Below are 16,171 nucleotides of genomic sequence, written 5' to 3' on the forward strand. Positions count from 1 at the left end.
AAGTGCTAATTTTTTGAAAGCAGGGGAAATTTTAGAGGGGCGTTCTACACTGGAAGCCGCTTCACATCGCGACAAAACTACCTTTGTACCAAGCAATTGAGAATTTATTCTACGGACGATTCGCATGGTTTAAATCATGGCGCGTGTTGAGCCAAACTATATGCAAAGAATAGGCGTTGGTGACTTTGGTGAACGACAAAAAAGCCACTGTAAGCAAAGAAAGGGCAAAACAAACGCCCTCTCTTGCACAGCGCAACAACGGTAATTATCTCGCCCTGACGCCACTCACGCCCTGATTGTGGTGCGGCGCAAGGCGCAGCGCGTAATACAGGATGGTCAACAGTACCAGCCATAACGGACCAACCATGAGCGCAACGCGGGTGTCCGGGAAATAGGCCATCAAACCTATTACCAGCGCTAAAAATGCCAATGCGATCCATGAGCCATAAGGCCAGAAAGGCATCTTGAAAGCGAGCGCTTTCCGTTCGGTTGGAGACAAAGATGCGCGGAAGCGCATTTGCGTGACCAGAATCACGCCCCATGTCCAGATCGCGCCAAAGGTTGACACTGAGGTGACCCACATGAACACTTTTTCTGGCACCAGATAGTTTAGCAATACTCCGAATAACAGCGCAACGACCGATGTCAGGACCGCCCAGCGTGGCACGCCGTTGGCCGATGTTTCAGCAAATGCGCGTGGTGCGTGACCTTGTTCTGCCAGATTGAACAACATCCGACCGGTGCTGAAAATGCCGCCGTTGCATGACGATAGCGCAGCGGTGAGGACGACAAAGTTAATGATGCCAGCGGCAGTCTTGATGCCAAGGCGCTCAAAGGTCATGACGAACGGACTGCCCTGGACGCCAATTTCATTCCATGGATAGATCGATAGGATGACAAACAGCGCGCCGACGTAAAAGATCAGAATGCGCCAGAACACCGAGTTGATGGCATCCGGGATCGATTTTTTGGGATTGGCTGCTTCGCCCGCGGTCAGGCCGATCATTTCTACGCCCAAATAGGCAAACATGACCATCTGAAATGACATGAGCACGCCTTGTACGCCGTGGGGTAAGAATCCTCCGTGGCTCCATAGATTCGAAATACCGATGGCAACGCCATGATTACCGAGGCCAAAAATGATCATGCCAAAGCCACCGACGATCATGAGTACGATGGTGACCACTTTGATCAATGCGAACCAGAATTCAAATTCACCATACGCTTTCACCGCTAATAGATTGACGGAACCCATCGCGGCTAATGCGGCTAATGCCCAAATCCAGCGTGGCACGTCAGGGAACCAGATACCCATGTAAATACCGACGGCGGTAATTTCTGCGATACACGTCACCAGCCATAAAAACCAGTAGTTCCAGCCAGTCAGATATCCCGCCAACGGGCCTATATAGTCTTTTGCATAGCGGCTGAACGATCCTGCAACCGGGTTGTGTACGGACATTTCACCCAGTGCGCGCATGATCAGAAATATGACTGCACCGCCGATAATGTAGGCCAGCATAATGCCGGGTCCAGCCATTTTGATGGCATTGGCTGATCCTAAGAACAGCCCGACGCCGATTGCTGCGCCAAGTGCCATGAGGCGAATCTGGCGTTCGCCCAAGCCACGATGAAGGCCCTGATCGGTTTTTTTCATTGTTTCATCTCCTGTTTTTTTTAACGTATGGACAATCAGATTGCCAATTTTTGGAACGGCAATCTGACGTAGCCTTGTCCCGGACCTGCTGTTAATATTTTTGAACGCAATGCGTTAGCGGCTAAGGAAGCATCGTTTTAAGATGTCATAGCGCCCTCTGCGCCACGATTATTTCCTTACCGACGATTCCTCCAGCCGGTGTTTATTGCTGCAAAAAGGCCATCTAATTCAATGTAGCGCTATGCTAACGCTCAGTAAGTAAGATTTGTAACCAAAAAACAGTTGAATTTCAGCAATAAATCATGAATAGATAAGCAGCTATGACAACGGCTTTAAGGGGATATTAAAAATGTCGCCGGCTTCTGAACCGGGAGTCAAGCCGTGTGTCAAAGTGTGTGTCCAGGATTTTGCTTAATGTTTCGATAAGAAGTTTTTTCGGACAAAATATGTGTATTGCTTTTAACCAATTGATCTTATCAATGCCGAGAAGGACGAGTCAGTTGTCGCTAATTTTGCATTTATGATCAAACGAGGATAAATATATGTTGCCAGGTGCGGAGGCAAATCCCAATGCGTGGACGGGTGTGGAAATGATTTTCATCTGCCTGTTTGCTTCGCTTTACTTTTCCTGCCTGTTTTTTTCTATCTGGAAAGGGTGTCGATCCGTTCGCCGACGCTGGTACTGGATAACCTGCGCAGGGCTTATCATTGTCGGGACGACGGGTATGATCTTTGCCGTTCCGGACTCACCAACCAGCGGCGAAATGCCGCGCCAATTCGGGCTTGGCGCAAGCCTCATGATGTTAGGTTTACTCGGCACAGCTATTGGTGTCACTCGCGGATTACTGCGTCGCGCCTTTGGTCGGCTAGTCCATTGAATTCGAGTTGGTTGAAGGGGCTGTCCATTTAGATTTACCCAGCGCTAAGATGATGCGCCGAATACCAAAGAACCGGACTTTTTGATTGATGTCGTGTCGGTGTGCGTGTGCACAGGCGGCCTCAAATTCAAATGCATTCCGCGCCGATCTCGTCGCCGCAATGTCTGACGATAGTTTCCCGCCGCACCAATCATCTCGTGTCTAGACAAAGATCAACAAACAACTTCGGCCAGGATTGCTCCAATGCCGTTGGTGAAAGCTTGCTCTATCAAACTAAACTTTCTCATTAAAAAAGGACCGTATGATCCTTCGACTTATCAGTGGTTTGGTCTTGATCTTGGCATTACAGAATGCGGTATTTGCGGGCCAAAGCTGTTCAGAAACGACCCCGAGTCCCAGCTCTGTCCGGATGGCCTTCAATAGCGCTAGCAAGCTTTCAAAAACACTAGACAAGGAACAGCCACAATTTGCGTTAATTGCCCGCGTCGGCTCGGATTTGTCTAAGTACGGATGACGTTATTCCCACATTGCTTTCGTTCTTAAAGATCCAGCATCTGGTACTTGGCGCACCATGCATTTGCTCAACGCATGCGGTACTGCTACCTCGGCAATCTGGAAAGAGGGTTTGGCTAATTTTTTCCTTGATGATTTATTTAGCTTCGATTCGCTGTTAATGATTCCGTCTCCGGCGGCGCAGAAAAAAATTCTGGCAAAGCTTTCAAATCCAGCCGATTATCTTGCTTTATTTACTCCGCATTACAACATGCTGGCCTATCCATTTGCGAGCCGTTATGAAAATTCGAATCAATGGGTATTGGAATTGCTAACCGTTATGCTTGCTGAAAACGTAAAAATAGACGGCCGTGAAAAAGCGCAACAATGGTTAAAGTTGATGGAATATGAACCCACCACGTTGGCGCTTGGTCCGATGACAAGGTTAGGCGGTCGCCTGTTTCGTGCAAATATTGCGTTCGACGATCACCCTGGCAAGCGGCGATACGCGGATCAAATTGACATCGTCAGCGTGGTGTCAATGACGCATTTCCTGAAAAAAATTGATCCTGCAGCAAAGCTAATCTTTGTGGCGGAGCCTGAAGTAGCGCCGCCATCTACTGCATTGGCTGCGTATCCATGCGAAGCGCCTGATCGTCCGTAAAAAGTTAGGACCTAATCCATGCTTCGTCACCGCTTAAACTTTTTGGTGCCGAAGCGGATTGAAGTAATAACATTAAGTTCTTGGCGCGCGTTTTAACCTATCGGACTGTCAAAGTCAGCACAATAGTCCTTTAACATCATTGGCAATGTGGGAAGTCCATTCACCTCAGACTCCCACGTTGGCAATTCATCTCCCTTTGCCTTCAATTAAAGATAAGAAAATTTCGCATTGCTCCTAAGATAAATCGTTAACAAGTAGTAAATGCGAATCATTTCTATTATAATTGCCCAAGAAGCGTTTCTCTTGCGCAACTTTCATCCCTTCTGGTTTTACCTTAACAAGCTTTGTTAACCGCGCGTCATCGCGTCCCGATCGTGTCCAGCTCCAGCACTCCGTTAAACAATACGCTTGCGAGTTTCAAAACTATCTACAGCAATCATCACGGTTGGTTGTATAGCTGGTTATGGCGCAAACTTGGTTCGAGAGACGACGCGGCGGAACTGGCGCAGGATACATTTGTGCGTTTGTTGGCCAATAAATCTGCACCAGGTCTGCTTGAGCCACGCGCTTATCTGAGCACGATCGCTAATGGGTTGGTCGTCAATCATTGGCGGCGATTGTCATTGGAGCGGGCTTATCTGTCTGCGCTGGCGGCGCGACCAGAGATGGCAATGCCATCGCCAGAAGAGCGCGCCTTGGTGATGGAAACCTTATTTCAAATTGATACGATGCTCGATAAGTTGTCGACCAAGGCACGGCAAGCTTTTTTGTTGGCGCAACTCGACGGGCTGACGTACGGTCAGATTGCGATTCAACTTGGCGTTTCAGATCGTATGGTGCGCAAATATATGGCGCAGGCAATGTTGCAATGCGTATTACTGGTGGAGTTGGCGGGATGATCGATAAAGGCGTTTATCTGCCGCCTCCGCGCGCCAATCCGCCGGGTTCGGGCGCAAAAGACTTTAGCGTGTTGCAGGAAGCGGCAGAATGGTTTGCCGTGCTGCGATCCGAGAAAGCAAATGCCTACGATCACCGCCGTTGGGCTGTGTGGATCAATGCCACACCGTTGCATGCTGAGGCGTGGAGTCGTGTCGAGGCGGTCAATCAACAGTTTGGGTTGTTGTCTGCGGTACCAGCACACGCAGCGCTATCGGCACCCGGGCGCCAGCGACGCACGTTGGTGAAGTCTTTGGTCGCGCTGTGCGTCATGGTTGCTGTTGGTGATACGGCTCTGGATACCTATTCGGCGCGCACTTATCTGGCCTCGATGAAAGCGCAATATCGGACCTATATCGGGCGAACGCGTAAGCTGACACTTGAGGATGGTACTGTCGTGTGGCTCAACACTGACAGCGCGGTGGATGTTTACTACACCGGTTCTACGCGGCAAATACGATTGCGCGCTGGTGAAATATTAGTGCAAAGCGCACACGACACACAAATTCCTGCCCGTCCGCTGGAAGTATCCACGCCAGACGGTCAGGTGCGCGCACTCGGAACGCGGTTTACCGTGCGATATCAGGAAACCGGGTCGGCTGTTGCTGTGTTCGAAGGAGCAGTGGAGATCAGTCCGGCTAAAAGTAACGCAATCCAGTTGGCGCAAGCCGGATTCGCACGTGATTTCGGTGTTAGCTGGATCGGTGCGTCCAGAGTCAGCGACGAAAGTCGCGCAGCGTGGGTGAATGCATTGCTGACACCGGACAACATGCGTCTCGACGATTTTTTGGCAGAGTTGGGCCGTTACCGTCATGGTTACTTGGGATGCGCTCCCGAAGTGGCGCATTTGCGGTTGGTGGGCGTCTATCCGCTGGCCGATACTGACCGTATTCTGACGACGCTGGCAGCAACGCTGCCGGTTCATATCAGACGCAGATCATCGTGGTGGGTGACTGTAGAAGCGCTCTGATATTTTCTGTTAAGAAATATTTTTATAAAAATGGTTCCGCTTTTGGGATATCGCTTGGCAATGGATAAACAGTTGTTGCCATCGATGATTACCTTAAGGATTTCCATGTCTACATCCCATTCTCCGCACACCGTCCGGTCTCGAAATAAGCGTCATACATTACATAACCTTCGGAACCCGCTGCCGTTGCCCTTTGTATGGCAACTCTGCGGGTTCGCGCTGCTGTCGGTTCCATTGTTGACGTCGATATCTGCTCAAGCGCAAGGGACCGCCGCAGTGACACACAATGCAGTGGTTAAAAGTTATGACATTGGCGCTGGCGCGTTGGGATTGGCGTTGCGTCAATTTGCTAGTCAGGCCGGTATTCTGTTGTCAGCCGACGCCAGTCTGATGGAAGGTAAGTCCAGTTCGGGGTTGCATGCAAATGTGGCGGTTCCGCAAGGTTTGCAGCAGTTGCTGGTTGGCACAGGGTTGACCGCAGTGGTGCAAAACGACGGTGGCTACATTATTATCCGTGCGCCTCAGGTGAGCGACGCATCCTTGACGGAATTACCTGAAATATCGGTCAACGCATCCGCCGGCAGCGGCTATCGTCCTGCACCGAATTCAACGACGCTGCGCTCGGACGCGCCGGTGCTGGACATTCCGCAAATCGTCAACGTCGTACCGGCGCAAGTTCTGAACGACCAGCGCCCGCGCAATATGGACGACGCACTGATCAATGTTAGCGGCATCACACAGGGAAATACCTTGGCTGGCACGCAGGACACGATCATGAAACGTGGTTTTGGGGGCAATCGTGATGGTTCAATTATGCATAACGGCATGCCGTTAGTGCAGGGCCGCGGACTTAATGCCGCGGCTGAAAGTATCGAAGTATTGAAAGGGCCATCGTCGTTGATCTACGGCATTATGGACCCGGGTGGCGTCGTCAACGTGATCAGCAAAAAGCCGGAGCTGTTGCGCCATACCAGGCTTTCGGCCACCGGTTCTACCTACGGTGGCGGCAAAAATGGCGGTGGAGTCACGCTGGATACGACTGGTGCTTTCGGCAATAGTGATCTGGCTTACAGATTGATCTTCGATCAGGTTGAAGAGGACTACTGGCGCAATTTCGGTACGCATCGGGAAACCCTCTTTGCGCCTTCGTTAGCCTGGTATGGACGCGATACGCAAGTCGTGGCCTCTTACGAACACCGCCAGTTTTTGTATCCATTTGATCGTGGTACAGCCATCAATCCGACTACCGGCCGACCGCTGGATATTCCGGCCACGCAACGGCTGGATGAGCCTTATGATCGCATGCAAGGGCAATCGGATTTGGCGCAACTGACGGTTGATCACCAGATCAATGATGTCTGGAAGGCGCATATCGGTTTAAGCTATAACCGCGAAACTTATGATGCCGAACAGCAGCGTTTATTCGGCGTCAACATCATCACAGGTGGGCTAACACGCAGCCACGATGCGACCCATGGCGCGTTAAGTATGGATAGTTACGGCACCGCGTATTTGCAGGGCAGGGTTGATATCGCGGGTTTGCGCAATGATATCCAGTTTGGTGCCGACTCTGAATACCGACGGATTTTCCGGGGTGATCTCTTGCGCGGCACCACGACCACGAATGGCAACTATTTGCGTCCGGTATATGGTCAGGACAAGTCGGTGTCCACCGTTTCGGCCTCTGACAGCGACCAAAGCGACCAGTTACACAACAGCGCGTTATTCTTTCAAGATTCACTTTATCTGGGTAAAAAATGGATTTTGGTGGGCGGCGGGCGTTATCAGACTTGGTCCCAAATCGCGGGTCGTGGTCGCCCATTTACTGCAAATACCAACACCACCGGTTCGATATGGTTGCCGCGTCTCGGTCTGATTTATAAGGTGTCGGACGAAGTCTCGTTGTATGGCAGTTATACCAAGTCGCTGAAGCCAACGTCGACTATCGCGCCGCTGCTTTCGGGCAATATTATCGACTCCTCGGTTGAACCAGAACAGGCGACTTCGTTTGAGTTGGGCACCAAATTTGATTTTACGACCGCGCTGACCGGAGCCATCGCAGTATTTGATATAAAAAAGAAGAATGTCCAGATTGTGCAATACAACGCGACTTCCAACCTGAACGAATATCGCACCAACGGTGCGGCGGCCTCTCGCGGTATCGAAGTCGATCTTACGGGTCAGTTAACCGAGCGCTGGAGTCTGATTGGCACGTATGCCTACATCAATGCCAAGACCACAAAAGATCCGCTTTATGCTGGCTATCGACTGGCTAACGTAGCCAAACAAACGGCCTCGCTGTACGCAGCGTACGATGCACGTCAGATTTTTGGAAATGACCAATTGCGGGTGGGCGGTGGTGCTCATTATGTCGGCGCACGGGCCATTGATTCTGCCAATACCTTTGAAATGCCGGGTTATACCGTTGCCGATGCGTTTGCCACTTACGACGCAAAAATTGGCGGTCAGGCCGTCAAGTTTCAGTTAAATATCAAGAACCTGTTCAACAAGACTTACTACCCGTCCGGCGTCAATCGGTACTTCGTTTCAATCGGCGATGCGCGTCAGGTCTCGTTCGTCACCAGTGTGGATTTCTGACCTATGAAAACGATTAATGATGCTTTTCCATCGCTGGCCCTGCGAGGCTTGAATGCGCTAGGTGCAGCGCTCCTGTTTGCTGGCGGCGCGTTGTCCGGCAATTCTGCGCTGGCGCAAGAAAATAGCTTGTTAGCGGCGATCACACACACCACTACGCTGCCTGGCAGTGGTCATAGTTGGGGTTTTGCGGCACAAGATCCGACCCGTCCTTACCTTTTTATTGCCCGCCGTGAAAACGGACTCACGGTGTTTGATGTTGAAAAACAGCGCGTAGTACGCTCTCTCGATAACAGTGCGGGCGCAAATGCCGTGGTTTTCGTGCCGAGTGTGGATCGGGCTTACATTACCAACATGGACGGTTCTCTGACGATCGTGCGGTTATCCGATCTGATGACGCTGAAGCGCATTCCGGTAGCCGACGCAAACCTGAATAGTGCAGTCTACGAACCCGTCACTGGATGGGTGATTATCGCCAGCGGCCGCCGTGCAGACAAGTCGACTTTATTCGTCCTCGATCCAAAAGAGGACAGAATCGTCGCGCAACAAGATGTCGACGTCAAGAAAATTGATCCTCTTGTCGCTGTAGGTGACGGCACGATATTATTACCGATGCGGGATGAAGGCAAGGTCATGCGTATTGCAGCAGCAAGTCTGAAGACTAGCGCAATCTGGCGCTTTGATGGCTGTACGCAGCCAAGCGCACTGGCGCTTGATCCGCAAAATCGCCGGTTGTTCGTGGCTTGTCGCGGCAACTCACCTATTTTGGTTGTGGCCGATCTCGACAGCGGTGCGTTAAAGGCATCATTGCCCATCACGCATGCGGTCAATGCAGTTGCTTACGACGCAAAACGTCGGCGACTGTTGGTAGCAAGCGGTGTAGATGCGAATCTGACCGTGATCGCGCAATCGGGGCCAAATGACTATCGAACATTGGGTTTTGTCGGCACGCGACCCTGGGCGCACAATATGGCTTACGACCCTCAACGCGGTCAGGCGTATTTGTTCACGATGGATTTTACGCAACCAGCTCCGGGGCCGGACCTGAAGAAGCAAGATCCACAGTTTCATGCGGACTCGTTTTCGGTTTTGACGATGCAATTGCGGTAATACGGCACATGCGCATCTGGCGGCAATATCAATATAGCGCCGACCTGGCGCTGATGTGATTGGTTACACAGGCGCTAGCATGCATGGAATAATAGGCGCGGCAAAATTGTTTTGCCGACACTTACCAGACCATGATCAAAAAAAATAACCTTAGCGCATCCGCCAGTATTCCGCGCACCACTACGATCAATGACGTTGCGCGGGAAGCACAGGTCGGCAAAACCAGCGTCTCGCGTTATCTGAACGGCGAGATGGATGCGTTGTCGGAAGAGTTGCGTAAACGGATAGCGCGCGCTATCCAAAAGCTCGATTTTCGGCCGAATCAGATGGCACGTGGTTTAAAGCGAGGCCGTACGCGTCTGATCGGCATGGTCGTGGCAGATATCACCAATCCTTATTCGGTCGAGGTGATGCGCGGTGTTGAAGCTGGATGCCAGCAGCACGGCTATATGTTGATGTTGTGCAATTCGGCCAACGAACTGAAGCTTGAGCAACGCTATCTGGAGTTGCTAACTAATTATCGGGTAGAGGGATTGGTGGTCAATCCAATCGCGCTACCGGAGGAAGATCTGGAAGCGATCACGCGCACTGGCGTTCCGTTGGTGTTGATCGATCGTCGCGCCAGCCGTATTAAATGCGATATGGTTGGCCTCGACAATGACCAGGCTGCGAGGCTGGCGACGCAACATTTGCTGGATCAGGGTTATACGGCAATTCATTTTTTGACCGAACCTATCGGACTGATCAGTAGTCGCCAGGAACGCCACCACGCGATGCGCGCACTCGTTGATGCCAGCGCCGGAAAATGTCTCAGTGTCACCTCAGAAGTTGATCTGCGTGAACCGGCTACGCTTGATGCGGCATTGCGGCACTGCCTGGCGAGTACTGCCTTGCACCGGACTGCCATTTTGGCAAGTAACGGTCGCGTGCTTTTACGCGCGGCGCTTGCCTTACGTGAATTGGGCGCGCAATGGCCGAAGGATATCGGATTGCTCGGTTTTGATGATCCGGAGTGGGCAGGTTTGGCGGGCGCGGATATTTCCAGTATCCGGCAACCAACTTTCGATATAGGCCATGCCGCTGTCGAATTTTTGATACAGCGTATTGATGGTGTGGCAACTTCTGCGCGAGTACTCAGTTTTCCGGGCGAGTTAAAGATACGGGGCTCAACCCTCAACGAGATATCACAAAAAAAACCTTGACGAGGCATTTTTTACCGACTATCTTGGAATCGGTTCCAAGCTATTTTTGCCTTATGAATTGTTTCTTTATGGTGAAAATTAATTAGTCACCAATTTTTTACGTCATAAAATGGAAACGGTTCCATCGCGTTGAATTGAAAAATAATGGAACGTGTCACCCGAAATTCAGGGTAAAAAAATAAAATATTCGAACATCTGCTGCACCGAGCCAACAGCGCCGTCAGCAAATCAGGAGACAGTTTTGCCGTTACCAAAGATCGTTATTGTCGCCTCATCTTTTGGCATCGAGTCCGTCATCAAACAAGGCCACGCCACGCTCGTGCCGCTTGCGGTGGCTGCCGGTGCGGATGGTATTGAGATCCGGCGCGAGCTATTTCATGATGCCGTTTGCCATAGCGTTGACGCGCTGCAAGCGCTGGCAAAAACGCTCAATAGTCAACAGTTGTTCGCTGTGTATTCCGCGCCCACACCGTTATTTCTCGACGATGGCGCGCTCAATCTGGATGCACTTTCGGATCTGTTGCGCGAGGCCGAAGCATTAAACGCATCGTCCCTCAAACTCCAACTCGGGCATTTCGCGGGTGACGTTGACGTTAGTGTGTTGCGCGCCACATTGGCGGCCAGCGACGTTGCGTTATTAGTCGAAAACGGACAACTCCAAACCGGTGGACGAATCGCCGACTTCACCAATTTCTTCGCCATTTGTAGTATGGCAAAACTGCCTGTCGGAATGACTTTCGATATAGGCAACTGGATATGGGCGGGCGAAGATCCGCTCCGGGCGGCGCAGCAATTAACTCCCTACGTGCATTACATCCATTGCAAAGGCGTGGAGGGCGAAGGCATGCGGCGTTTTGCGGCCGCGCCCAATGAAGACACGCTGGCTTACTGGCGCAAGTGTCTGGCAGTATTGCCAAAGACCGTCCCGCGTGGAATCGAATACCCGCTGCCTGATCAGGGAATCGGGCCCGCCGCGAAGCAACATGTTGCACAGTTACGGTCGGTTTGACTATGGACGATAAAGGTTATTGAGGGTTATTGCCTTTGGACGTTATTTAATTTAGATGTGATTGCATTAAAAATGCCATATCAGGATTTACGGAGAATGTAATGAAAGAACTTGATGTTGTGACTTATGGCGAAGCCATGACCTTGTTTGTTGCCACCGAACCTGGCGATTTGGGTGACGTCACTTCCTTTGTCAAACGGGCCGCGGGAGCCGAGCTTAACGTCGCTATCGGGTTGGCGCGTTTAGGTTTTAAGGTTGGCTGGGCCAGTCGTGTCGGCGCGGATTCCTTCGGGCGTTTTATCCTCAAGACACTCAACGACGAGAACATCGATACGGGTGCAGTGACCATTGATGACCGTTATCGCACCGGCTTTCAATTAAAGTCGCGCAGCGACGATGGCAGCGATCCGCAAATCGAATACTTCCGTAAGGGTTCGGCGGCCAGTCATTTGTCATTGGCCGACTATAAGCCGGAATACTTTGGCGCAGCGCGTCATTTGCATTTATCCGGCGTAGCGCCGGCAATTTCTGAAACCTCATTCGAACTGGCGCTGCATATCGCGCAGGAAATGCGCGCCGCAGGAAAAAGTATCAGCTTCGATCCCAATTTGCGCCCAACCTTATGGGCCTCACGCGATGTGATGATCGCACGCCTGAATAAGCTGGCCGCCTATGCCGACTGGATCATGCCCGGCTTAGAGGAAGGACGGATTTTGACAGGATTGCAAACACCGCGTGAAATTGCAGACTTCTATCTGTCGGGCGGTGCTAAAGGTGTCGTCATCAAGTTAGGTGAAAAAGGTGCCTACGTACGCACCGCCGACCGTGCGTTAACCGTCGAAGCATTGCCGGTCGCAAAGGTAGTCGATACGGTCGGCGCGGGCGACGGTTTTGCGGTCGGCGTGATCAGCGCCCTGCTGGAAGGGCGCGATCTGGCGTTTGCGGTAGAGCGCGGTAACCGTATCGGTGGCATGGCTATTCAAGTCATCGGCGATAGCGAAGGATTGCCCACCCGCGCCAGATTGGATCAGGAAGAGTTGGCGATAATCTGATTTGTTTCGGATGAAGGCTGGATGATTTTTAAGAAGCCGATCTGAATAAAAAAACAAGATTCAACAAGTAATTCAAAAATTAAAATTCACTCTCAATATAGATTCAAAACTAAAGAGAAAATCATGGAGACAAAAACATTAGCAGTACGGCGTTGGTGGTACATCATGCCGATTATATTTATCACATACAGTCTGGCATATCTGGATCGCGCCAATTACGGTTTTGCCGCAGCAGCAGGGATTAACAGCGATCTCGGCGTCTCGCATGGCACGTCATCGTTGATCGGTGCTCTGTTCTTTTTGGGTTATTTCTTCTTCCAGATTCCGGGCGCTATGTATGCTCAGCGCGGAAGTGTCAAGAAATTGATTTTCTGGAGCCTTATTTTGTGGGGCGCGTGCGCTGCGATGACCGGAATGGTCAGCAATATCCCCATGCTGATGGTGATCCGCTTTACGCTTGGCGTGGTCGAGGCAGCGGTGATGCCAGCGATGTTGATTTATATCTGTAACTGGTTCACCAAAACCGAACGCTCACGTGCCAACACGTTTTTGATCTTAGGCAATCCCGTCACGGTGTTGTGGATGTCGGTCTTATCAGGTTATCTGGTCAACAGTTTCGGCTGGCGTCACATGATGATCGCTGAAGGTATACCGGCAGTAATATGGGCGGTTATCTGGTGGTTTGTGGTGCAGGATAAACCGGCTGAATCGACCTGGTTATCACCGCAAGAAAAGGCTGATATTAAAGCCGCGCTGGAGTTGGAGCAAGCGGCGATGAAGCCGGTCCGCAATTATGGTGAGGCATTCAAGTCGCCAGCGGTCATGAAGCTTTGTGCGCAATATTTTTGCTGGAGTATTGGTGTGTATGGCTTCGTATTGTGGCTGCCATCTATCCTTAAAAATGCGTCGTCTATCAGCATGGTCGAAACCGGCTGGTTATCCGCAGTTCCTTATCTGGCGGCGATCATCGCCATGTTGCTGTCGTCATGGGCGTCGGATAAATTGCAGAATCGTAAGCTGTTTGTATGGCCAGCTTTGTTGTTGGCCGCATGTGCTTTTCTGGGTTCGTTCCTGATCGGGACCGGTCACTTTTGGTGGTCTTACACGTTACTGGTGATTGCCGGTGCCGCGATGTATGCGCCTTACGGTCCATTCTTTGCAATTGTTCCCGAGCTTCTCCCTAAGAACGTTGCCGGTGGCGCGATGGCGTTGATTAACAGCATGGGTGCGCTCGGTTCTTTTCTGGGATCGTATGTGGTCGGGTATCTCAATGGCGCAACCGGAAGTCCGTTGGCGTCCTATCTGTTCATGGCAGGTGGTTTGCTGATGTCGGTGTTGCTGATGCTATGGGTAAAACCGCCAGTGGAAGTGGTCGCGCCGCGTAATTTGCAACCGGCAACACGCTAACTATCCAAGGTGAAATACAAGCTATGCAACCAATAATCGTACTCTACAAAAAAGTGCCGGAAGATGTGCTGGCAATGTTGCAAGAGCGCTCTAAAGTACTGCAATTTGACAGCGTCAATGACGGTAATCGGGAGGCGTTCATCGCTGCATTAACCAACGCCGAAGGCATGATCGGTGCGAGTTTAAAAATCGATGCCGCGATCCTTGATGCTGCACCAAAACTGTTGGCGATTTCGACAATCTCGGTCGGGACCGATCAATTCGATGTAGATGATCTGACCCGCCGCAATATCGCGTTGCTGAATACACCAGACGTTCTTACACAAACCACTGCCGACACCGGCTTCGCTTTGATTCTGGCGACTGCACGGCGGGTAGTGGAAATGGCCGATTATGTGCGTGCTGGTGAATGGACGCGTAGTATCGGCGAGGCGTGTTTTGGTACCGACGTGCAAGGGAAAACGTTGGGTATTATCGGGATGGGTCGCATCGGCGGGGCTATCGCCCGACGTGCCGCATGTGGTTTTGGGATGCGGGTGTTGTACACCAACCGCACGCCCAACGTCGCTGCCGAAAAAGCCTACGGAGCGCAACTTACACCGCTCGATGATTTGCTGAAGACCTCCGATTTTGTGTGTGTTACCGTACCGCTAACGCCCCAAACTGAACGCATGATTGGCGCGCGCGAGTTGGCCTTGATGCCATCCCGGGCTATTCTGGTCAACATTTCACGCGGCAGTATTATCGATGAGTCGGCGTTAATAACCGCTCTGGAAAACGGTCAGCTTCGGGGCGCAGGGCTTGATGTATTTGAGCGCGAGCCGTTGCCGCAAGATTCGCCGTTATTGCGCATGAAAAATGTCGTCGCGCTTCCGCACATCGGTTCGGCTACGCATGAAACACGGCACGCAATGGCGGTCTGCGCAGCGCAAAATTTGATTGATGCTTTGGATGGCAAATATTCAGGGAACATTGTCAATCCAAAACGCTAACCCGACCAATATCTTGATTGACTGTATTGATGACACAACGCCCTCTTCAGTATTTCCACTATTTTTTAAAATGGAAATACTGAAGAGGGCGTCATTTTTTTACCTGTGCAGTGCGCTATCGAGGTGATCCGAAACATTCTGGCGATAGGTTACCGCCAACGCAAACGACATCCATCACGGATGTCGTTTGAAATACTTCTAACCCATTAACCGCAAGCTTTGCCATGATCGGCGTGATAGCCCTTGGTTTTTGCGTCAGCTTCTGACATGTAAGCACCCGCTTTGGTTTTGCCGTAATACTTGGTGTTTTGGCAGTGATACACCTTGGTGCTGGTATTTGCCCACACTAAACCGGGACCGCCACCGGGAGCGACCGCCGAGCTAGCAGTCGACGCTGCGCTTGGGGCAGCCATTGGTTTTGATGCTGGCGCTGGTGTTGCAGCCGGTGTCGCTGCTGGTGTTGTGGCTTTGGTCGCATACCAATCCTTCACGCCTTTATGGCCAGAACATGCACCACTTTTGGTTGCGCCGGAGTAATAAGTGCCATCTTTACATAGGCCGGTGCTTCCTGCGGGAGCGCCTGCCGGTGCCTGGGCATAGCTTCCGGCCGATGTCAGCAAAGCTAAGGCCAAACTTGCGGAGAGTAATAAAGTTTTCATTTTAAGTTCCTATACAGTAAGAAAAGTAAAAAAATCAGGTAAAAAGAGGAAAATGTTAGCCTTCTTGTATGCAGCAACTAGCCCGATTTTGTCGATTTACTTTGATGGCGCGGGTTGTGTCGTTGCGGCTTGATTTTTTTGTTCAGCAGCTTTTTTGTTGGCCATATGGCGTCCAACCACACAACCACCAGCCGCACCGAGTACGGCATGGTGGCCCGCCACATGACCGGCAACGCCACCTACTGCAGCACCCTTTAAACAGCCTTTGGCCTCGACTAGTCCAGAGGTTCCGGCAAGGGTGAGTGCACAGGCCAGCACAAAGATAATTTTTGATCGCATGATGACTCCTTTTCGAAAATGTACGTTTGATAGCAATACAGAAACGCGCCTAAAGCCAAACCGGTTGACCCAGAAACAATTGTTTGCAAATACGGCGACTCGGCGTTGCATATAGTTGTCACTGGGAAACGTAATCGACGTTTGTATCGCTTGGCTATTGAGAGTTAAGTTGTGGCTTTCATCGGTGGCCGATGAGCAAGTTGCCCACA

General features: G+C 51.3%; 14 protein-coding genes. 11 read left to right on the forward strand and 3 right to left on the reverse strand.

Features of this window, described 5'->3' with window-relative positions:
• Positions 1-265: 265 nt before the first annotated feature.
• Entirely contained in the window at positions 266-1,657 is a 1,392-nt protein-coding gene (locus tag ACXX82_RS11185; protein ID WP_323506293.1) for an amino acid permease, read from the reverse strand.
• 542 nt (positions 1,658-2,199) lie between these two features.
• Here ACXX82_RS11185 and ACXX82_RS11190 point away from each other — a divergent pair.
• The 11 genes from ACXX82_RS11190 to ACXX82_RS11240 all read left to right on the forward strand — a co-directional run bounded on the left by ACXX82_RS11190 (position 2,200) and on the right by ACXX82_RS11240 (position 14,964).
• Complete coding sequence (locus ACXX82_RS11190) at positions 2,200-2,535, forward strand: hypothetical protein (RefSeq protein ID WP_458562925.1); 336 nt, start codon at positions 2,200-2,202, stop codon at positions 2,533-2,535.
• A gap of 526 nt (positions 2,536-3,061) precedes the next feature.
• Positions 3,062-3,691: a DUF2145 domain-containing protein gene (locus tag ACXX82_RS11195; protein WP_458563984.1), complete on the forward strand. Its 630-nt coding sequence runs from the start codon at positions 3,062-3,064 to the stop codon at positions 3,689-3,691.
• A gap of 374 nt (positions 3,692-4,065) precedes the next feature.
• A complete protein-coding gene (locus ACXX82_RS11200) occupies positions 4,066-4,590 on the forward strand; it encodes a sigma-70 family RNA polymerase sigma factor (RefSeq protein ID WP_458562926.1) in 525 nt (174 codons plus the stop codon).
• A complete protein-coding gene (locus tag ACXX82_RS11205) occupies positions 4,560-5,597 on the forward strand; it encodes a FecR domain-containing protein (RefSeq protein ID WP_458562927.1) in 1,038 nt (345 codons plus the stop codon). Before ACXX82_RS11200 ends, ACXX82_RS11205 begins: the two co-directional genes overlap by 31 nt.
• A 105-nt stretch (positions 5,598-5,702) precedes the next feature.
• Entirely contained in the window at positions 5,703-8,195 is a 2,493-nt protein-coding gene (locus ACXX82_RS11210; RefSeq protein ID WP_323518754.1) for a TonB-dependent siderophore receptor, read from the forward strand.
• Between the two features lie 3 nt (positions 8,196-8,198).
• A complete protein-coding gene (locus ACXX82_RS11215; protein WP_323506288.1) occupies positions 8,199-9,302 on the forward strand; it encodes a YncE family protein in 1,104 nt (367 codons plus the stop codon).
• A gap of 131 nt (positions 9,303-9,433) precedes the next feature.
• Positions 9,434-10,504 (forward strand): LacI family DNA-binding transcriptional regulator, encoded by a 1,071-nt coding sequence (locus ACXX82_RS11220; RefSeq protein WP_322234677.1) that lies wholly within the window; start codon positions 9,434-9,436, stop codon positions 10,502-10,504.
• A 241-nt stretch (positions 10,505-10,745) separates the two neighbouring features.
• Positions 10,746-11,513, forward strand: a complete 768-nt coding sequence (locus tag ACXX82_RS11225; protein WP_323506287.1) for a sugar phosphate isomerase/epimerase family protein — start codon at positions 10,746-10,748, stop codon at positions 11,511-11,513.
• A gap of 101 nt (positions 11,514-11,614) precedes the next feature.
• A complete protein-coding gene (locus ACXX82_RS11230) occupies positions 11,615-12,565 on the forward strand; it encodes a sugar kinase (RefSeq protein WP_322234681.1) in 951 nt (316 codons plus the stop codon).
• A 123-nt stretch (positions 12,566-12,688) separates the two neighbouring features.
• Positions 12,689-13,972 carry an MFS transporter gene (locus ACXX82_RS11235; protein ID WP_458562928.1) on the forward strand — a complete coding sequence of 428 codons (1,284 nt, stop codon included), beginning with the start codon at positions 12,689-12,691 and terminating at the stop codon, positions 13,970-13,972.
• A 23-nt stretch (positions 13,973-13,995) separates the two neighbouring features.
• Positions 13,996-14,964: an NAD(P)-dependent oxidoreductase gene (locus ACXX82_RS11240; RefSeq protein ID WP_322234685.1), complete on the forward strand. Its 969-nt coding sequence runs from the start codon at positions 13,996-13,998 to the stop codon at positions 14,962-14,964.
• A gap of 206 nt (positions 14,965-15,170) precedes the next feature.
• Here the strand turns inward: ACXX82_RS11240 and ACXX82_RS11245 are convergent, their stop codons facing one another.
• Together ACXX82_RS11245 and ACXX82_RS11250 are read right to left on the reverse strand one after the other, a co-directional pair.
• Positions 15,171-15,623: a DUF3761 domain-containing protein gene (locus ACXX82_RS11245; RefSeq protein WP_322234687.1), complete on the reverse strand. Its 453-nt coding sequence runs from the start codon at positions 15,621-15,623 to the stop codon at positions 15,171-15,173.
• Positions 15,624-15,719: 96 nt separating this feature from the next.
• The gene (locus ACXX82_RS11250; protein ID WP_323506286.1) at positions 15,720-15,962 is read right to left on the reverse strand and encodes a hypothetical protein; all 243 of its coding nucleotides are present in this window, start codon (positions 15,960-15,962) and stop codon (positions 15,720-15,722) included.
• Positions 15,963-16,171: the final 209 nt, after the last annotated feature.

The organism is Glaciimonas sp. GNP009, from assembly GCF_054343755.1.

Coding starts and splice junctions, on each gene's coding strand:
- ACXX82_RS11250 (WP_323506286.1), bottom strand. CDS start 15,962: ATGCGATCAAAAATTATCTTTGTGCTGGCCTGTGCACTCACCCTTGCC.
- ACXX82_RS11190 (WP_458562925.1), top strand. CDS start 2,200: ATGTTGCCAGGTGCGGAGGCAAATCCCAATGCGTGGACGGGTGTGGAA.
- ACXX82_RS11220 (WP_322234677.1), top strand. CDS start 9,434: ATGATCAAAAAAAATAACCTTAGCGCATCCGCCAGTATTCCGCGCACC.
- ACXX82_RS11205 (WP_458562927.1), top strand. CDS start 4,560: ATGCGTATTACTGGTGGAGTTGGCGGGATGATCGATAAAGGCGTTTAT.
- ACXX82_RS11235 (WP_458562928.1), top strand. CDS start 12,689: ATGGAGACAAAAACATTAGCAGTACGGCGTTGGTGGTACATCATGCCG.
- ACXX82_RS11210 (WP_323518754.1), top strand. CDS start 5,703: ATGTCTACATCCCATTCTCCGCACACCGTCCGGTCTCGAAATAAGCGT.
- ACXX82_RS11240 (WP_322234685.1), top strand. CDS start 13,996: ATGCAACCAATAATCGTACTCTACAAAAAAGTGCCGGAAGATGTGCTG.
- ACXX82_RS11230 (WP_322234681.1), top strand. CDS start 11,615: ATGAAAGAACTTGATGTTGTGACTTATGGCGAAGCCATGACCTTGTTT.
- ACXX82_RS11245 (WP_322234687.1), bottom strand. CDS start 15,623: ATGAAAACTTTATTACTCTCCGCAAGTTTGGCCTTAGCTTTGCTGACA.
- ACXX82_RS11215 (WP_323506288.1), top strand. CDS start 8,199: ATGAAAACGATTAATGATGCTTTTCCATCGCTGGCCCTGCGAGGCTTG.
- ACXX82_RS11185 (WP_323506293.1), bottom strand. CDS start 1,657: ATGAAAAAAACCGATCAGGGCCTTCATCGTGGCTTGGGCGAACGCCAG.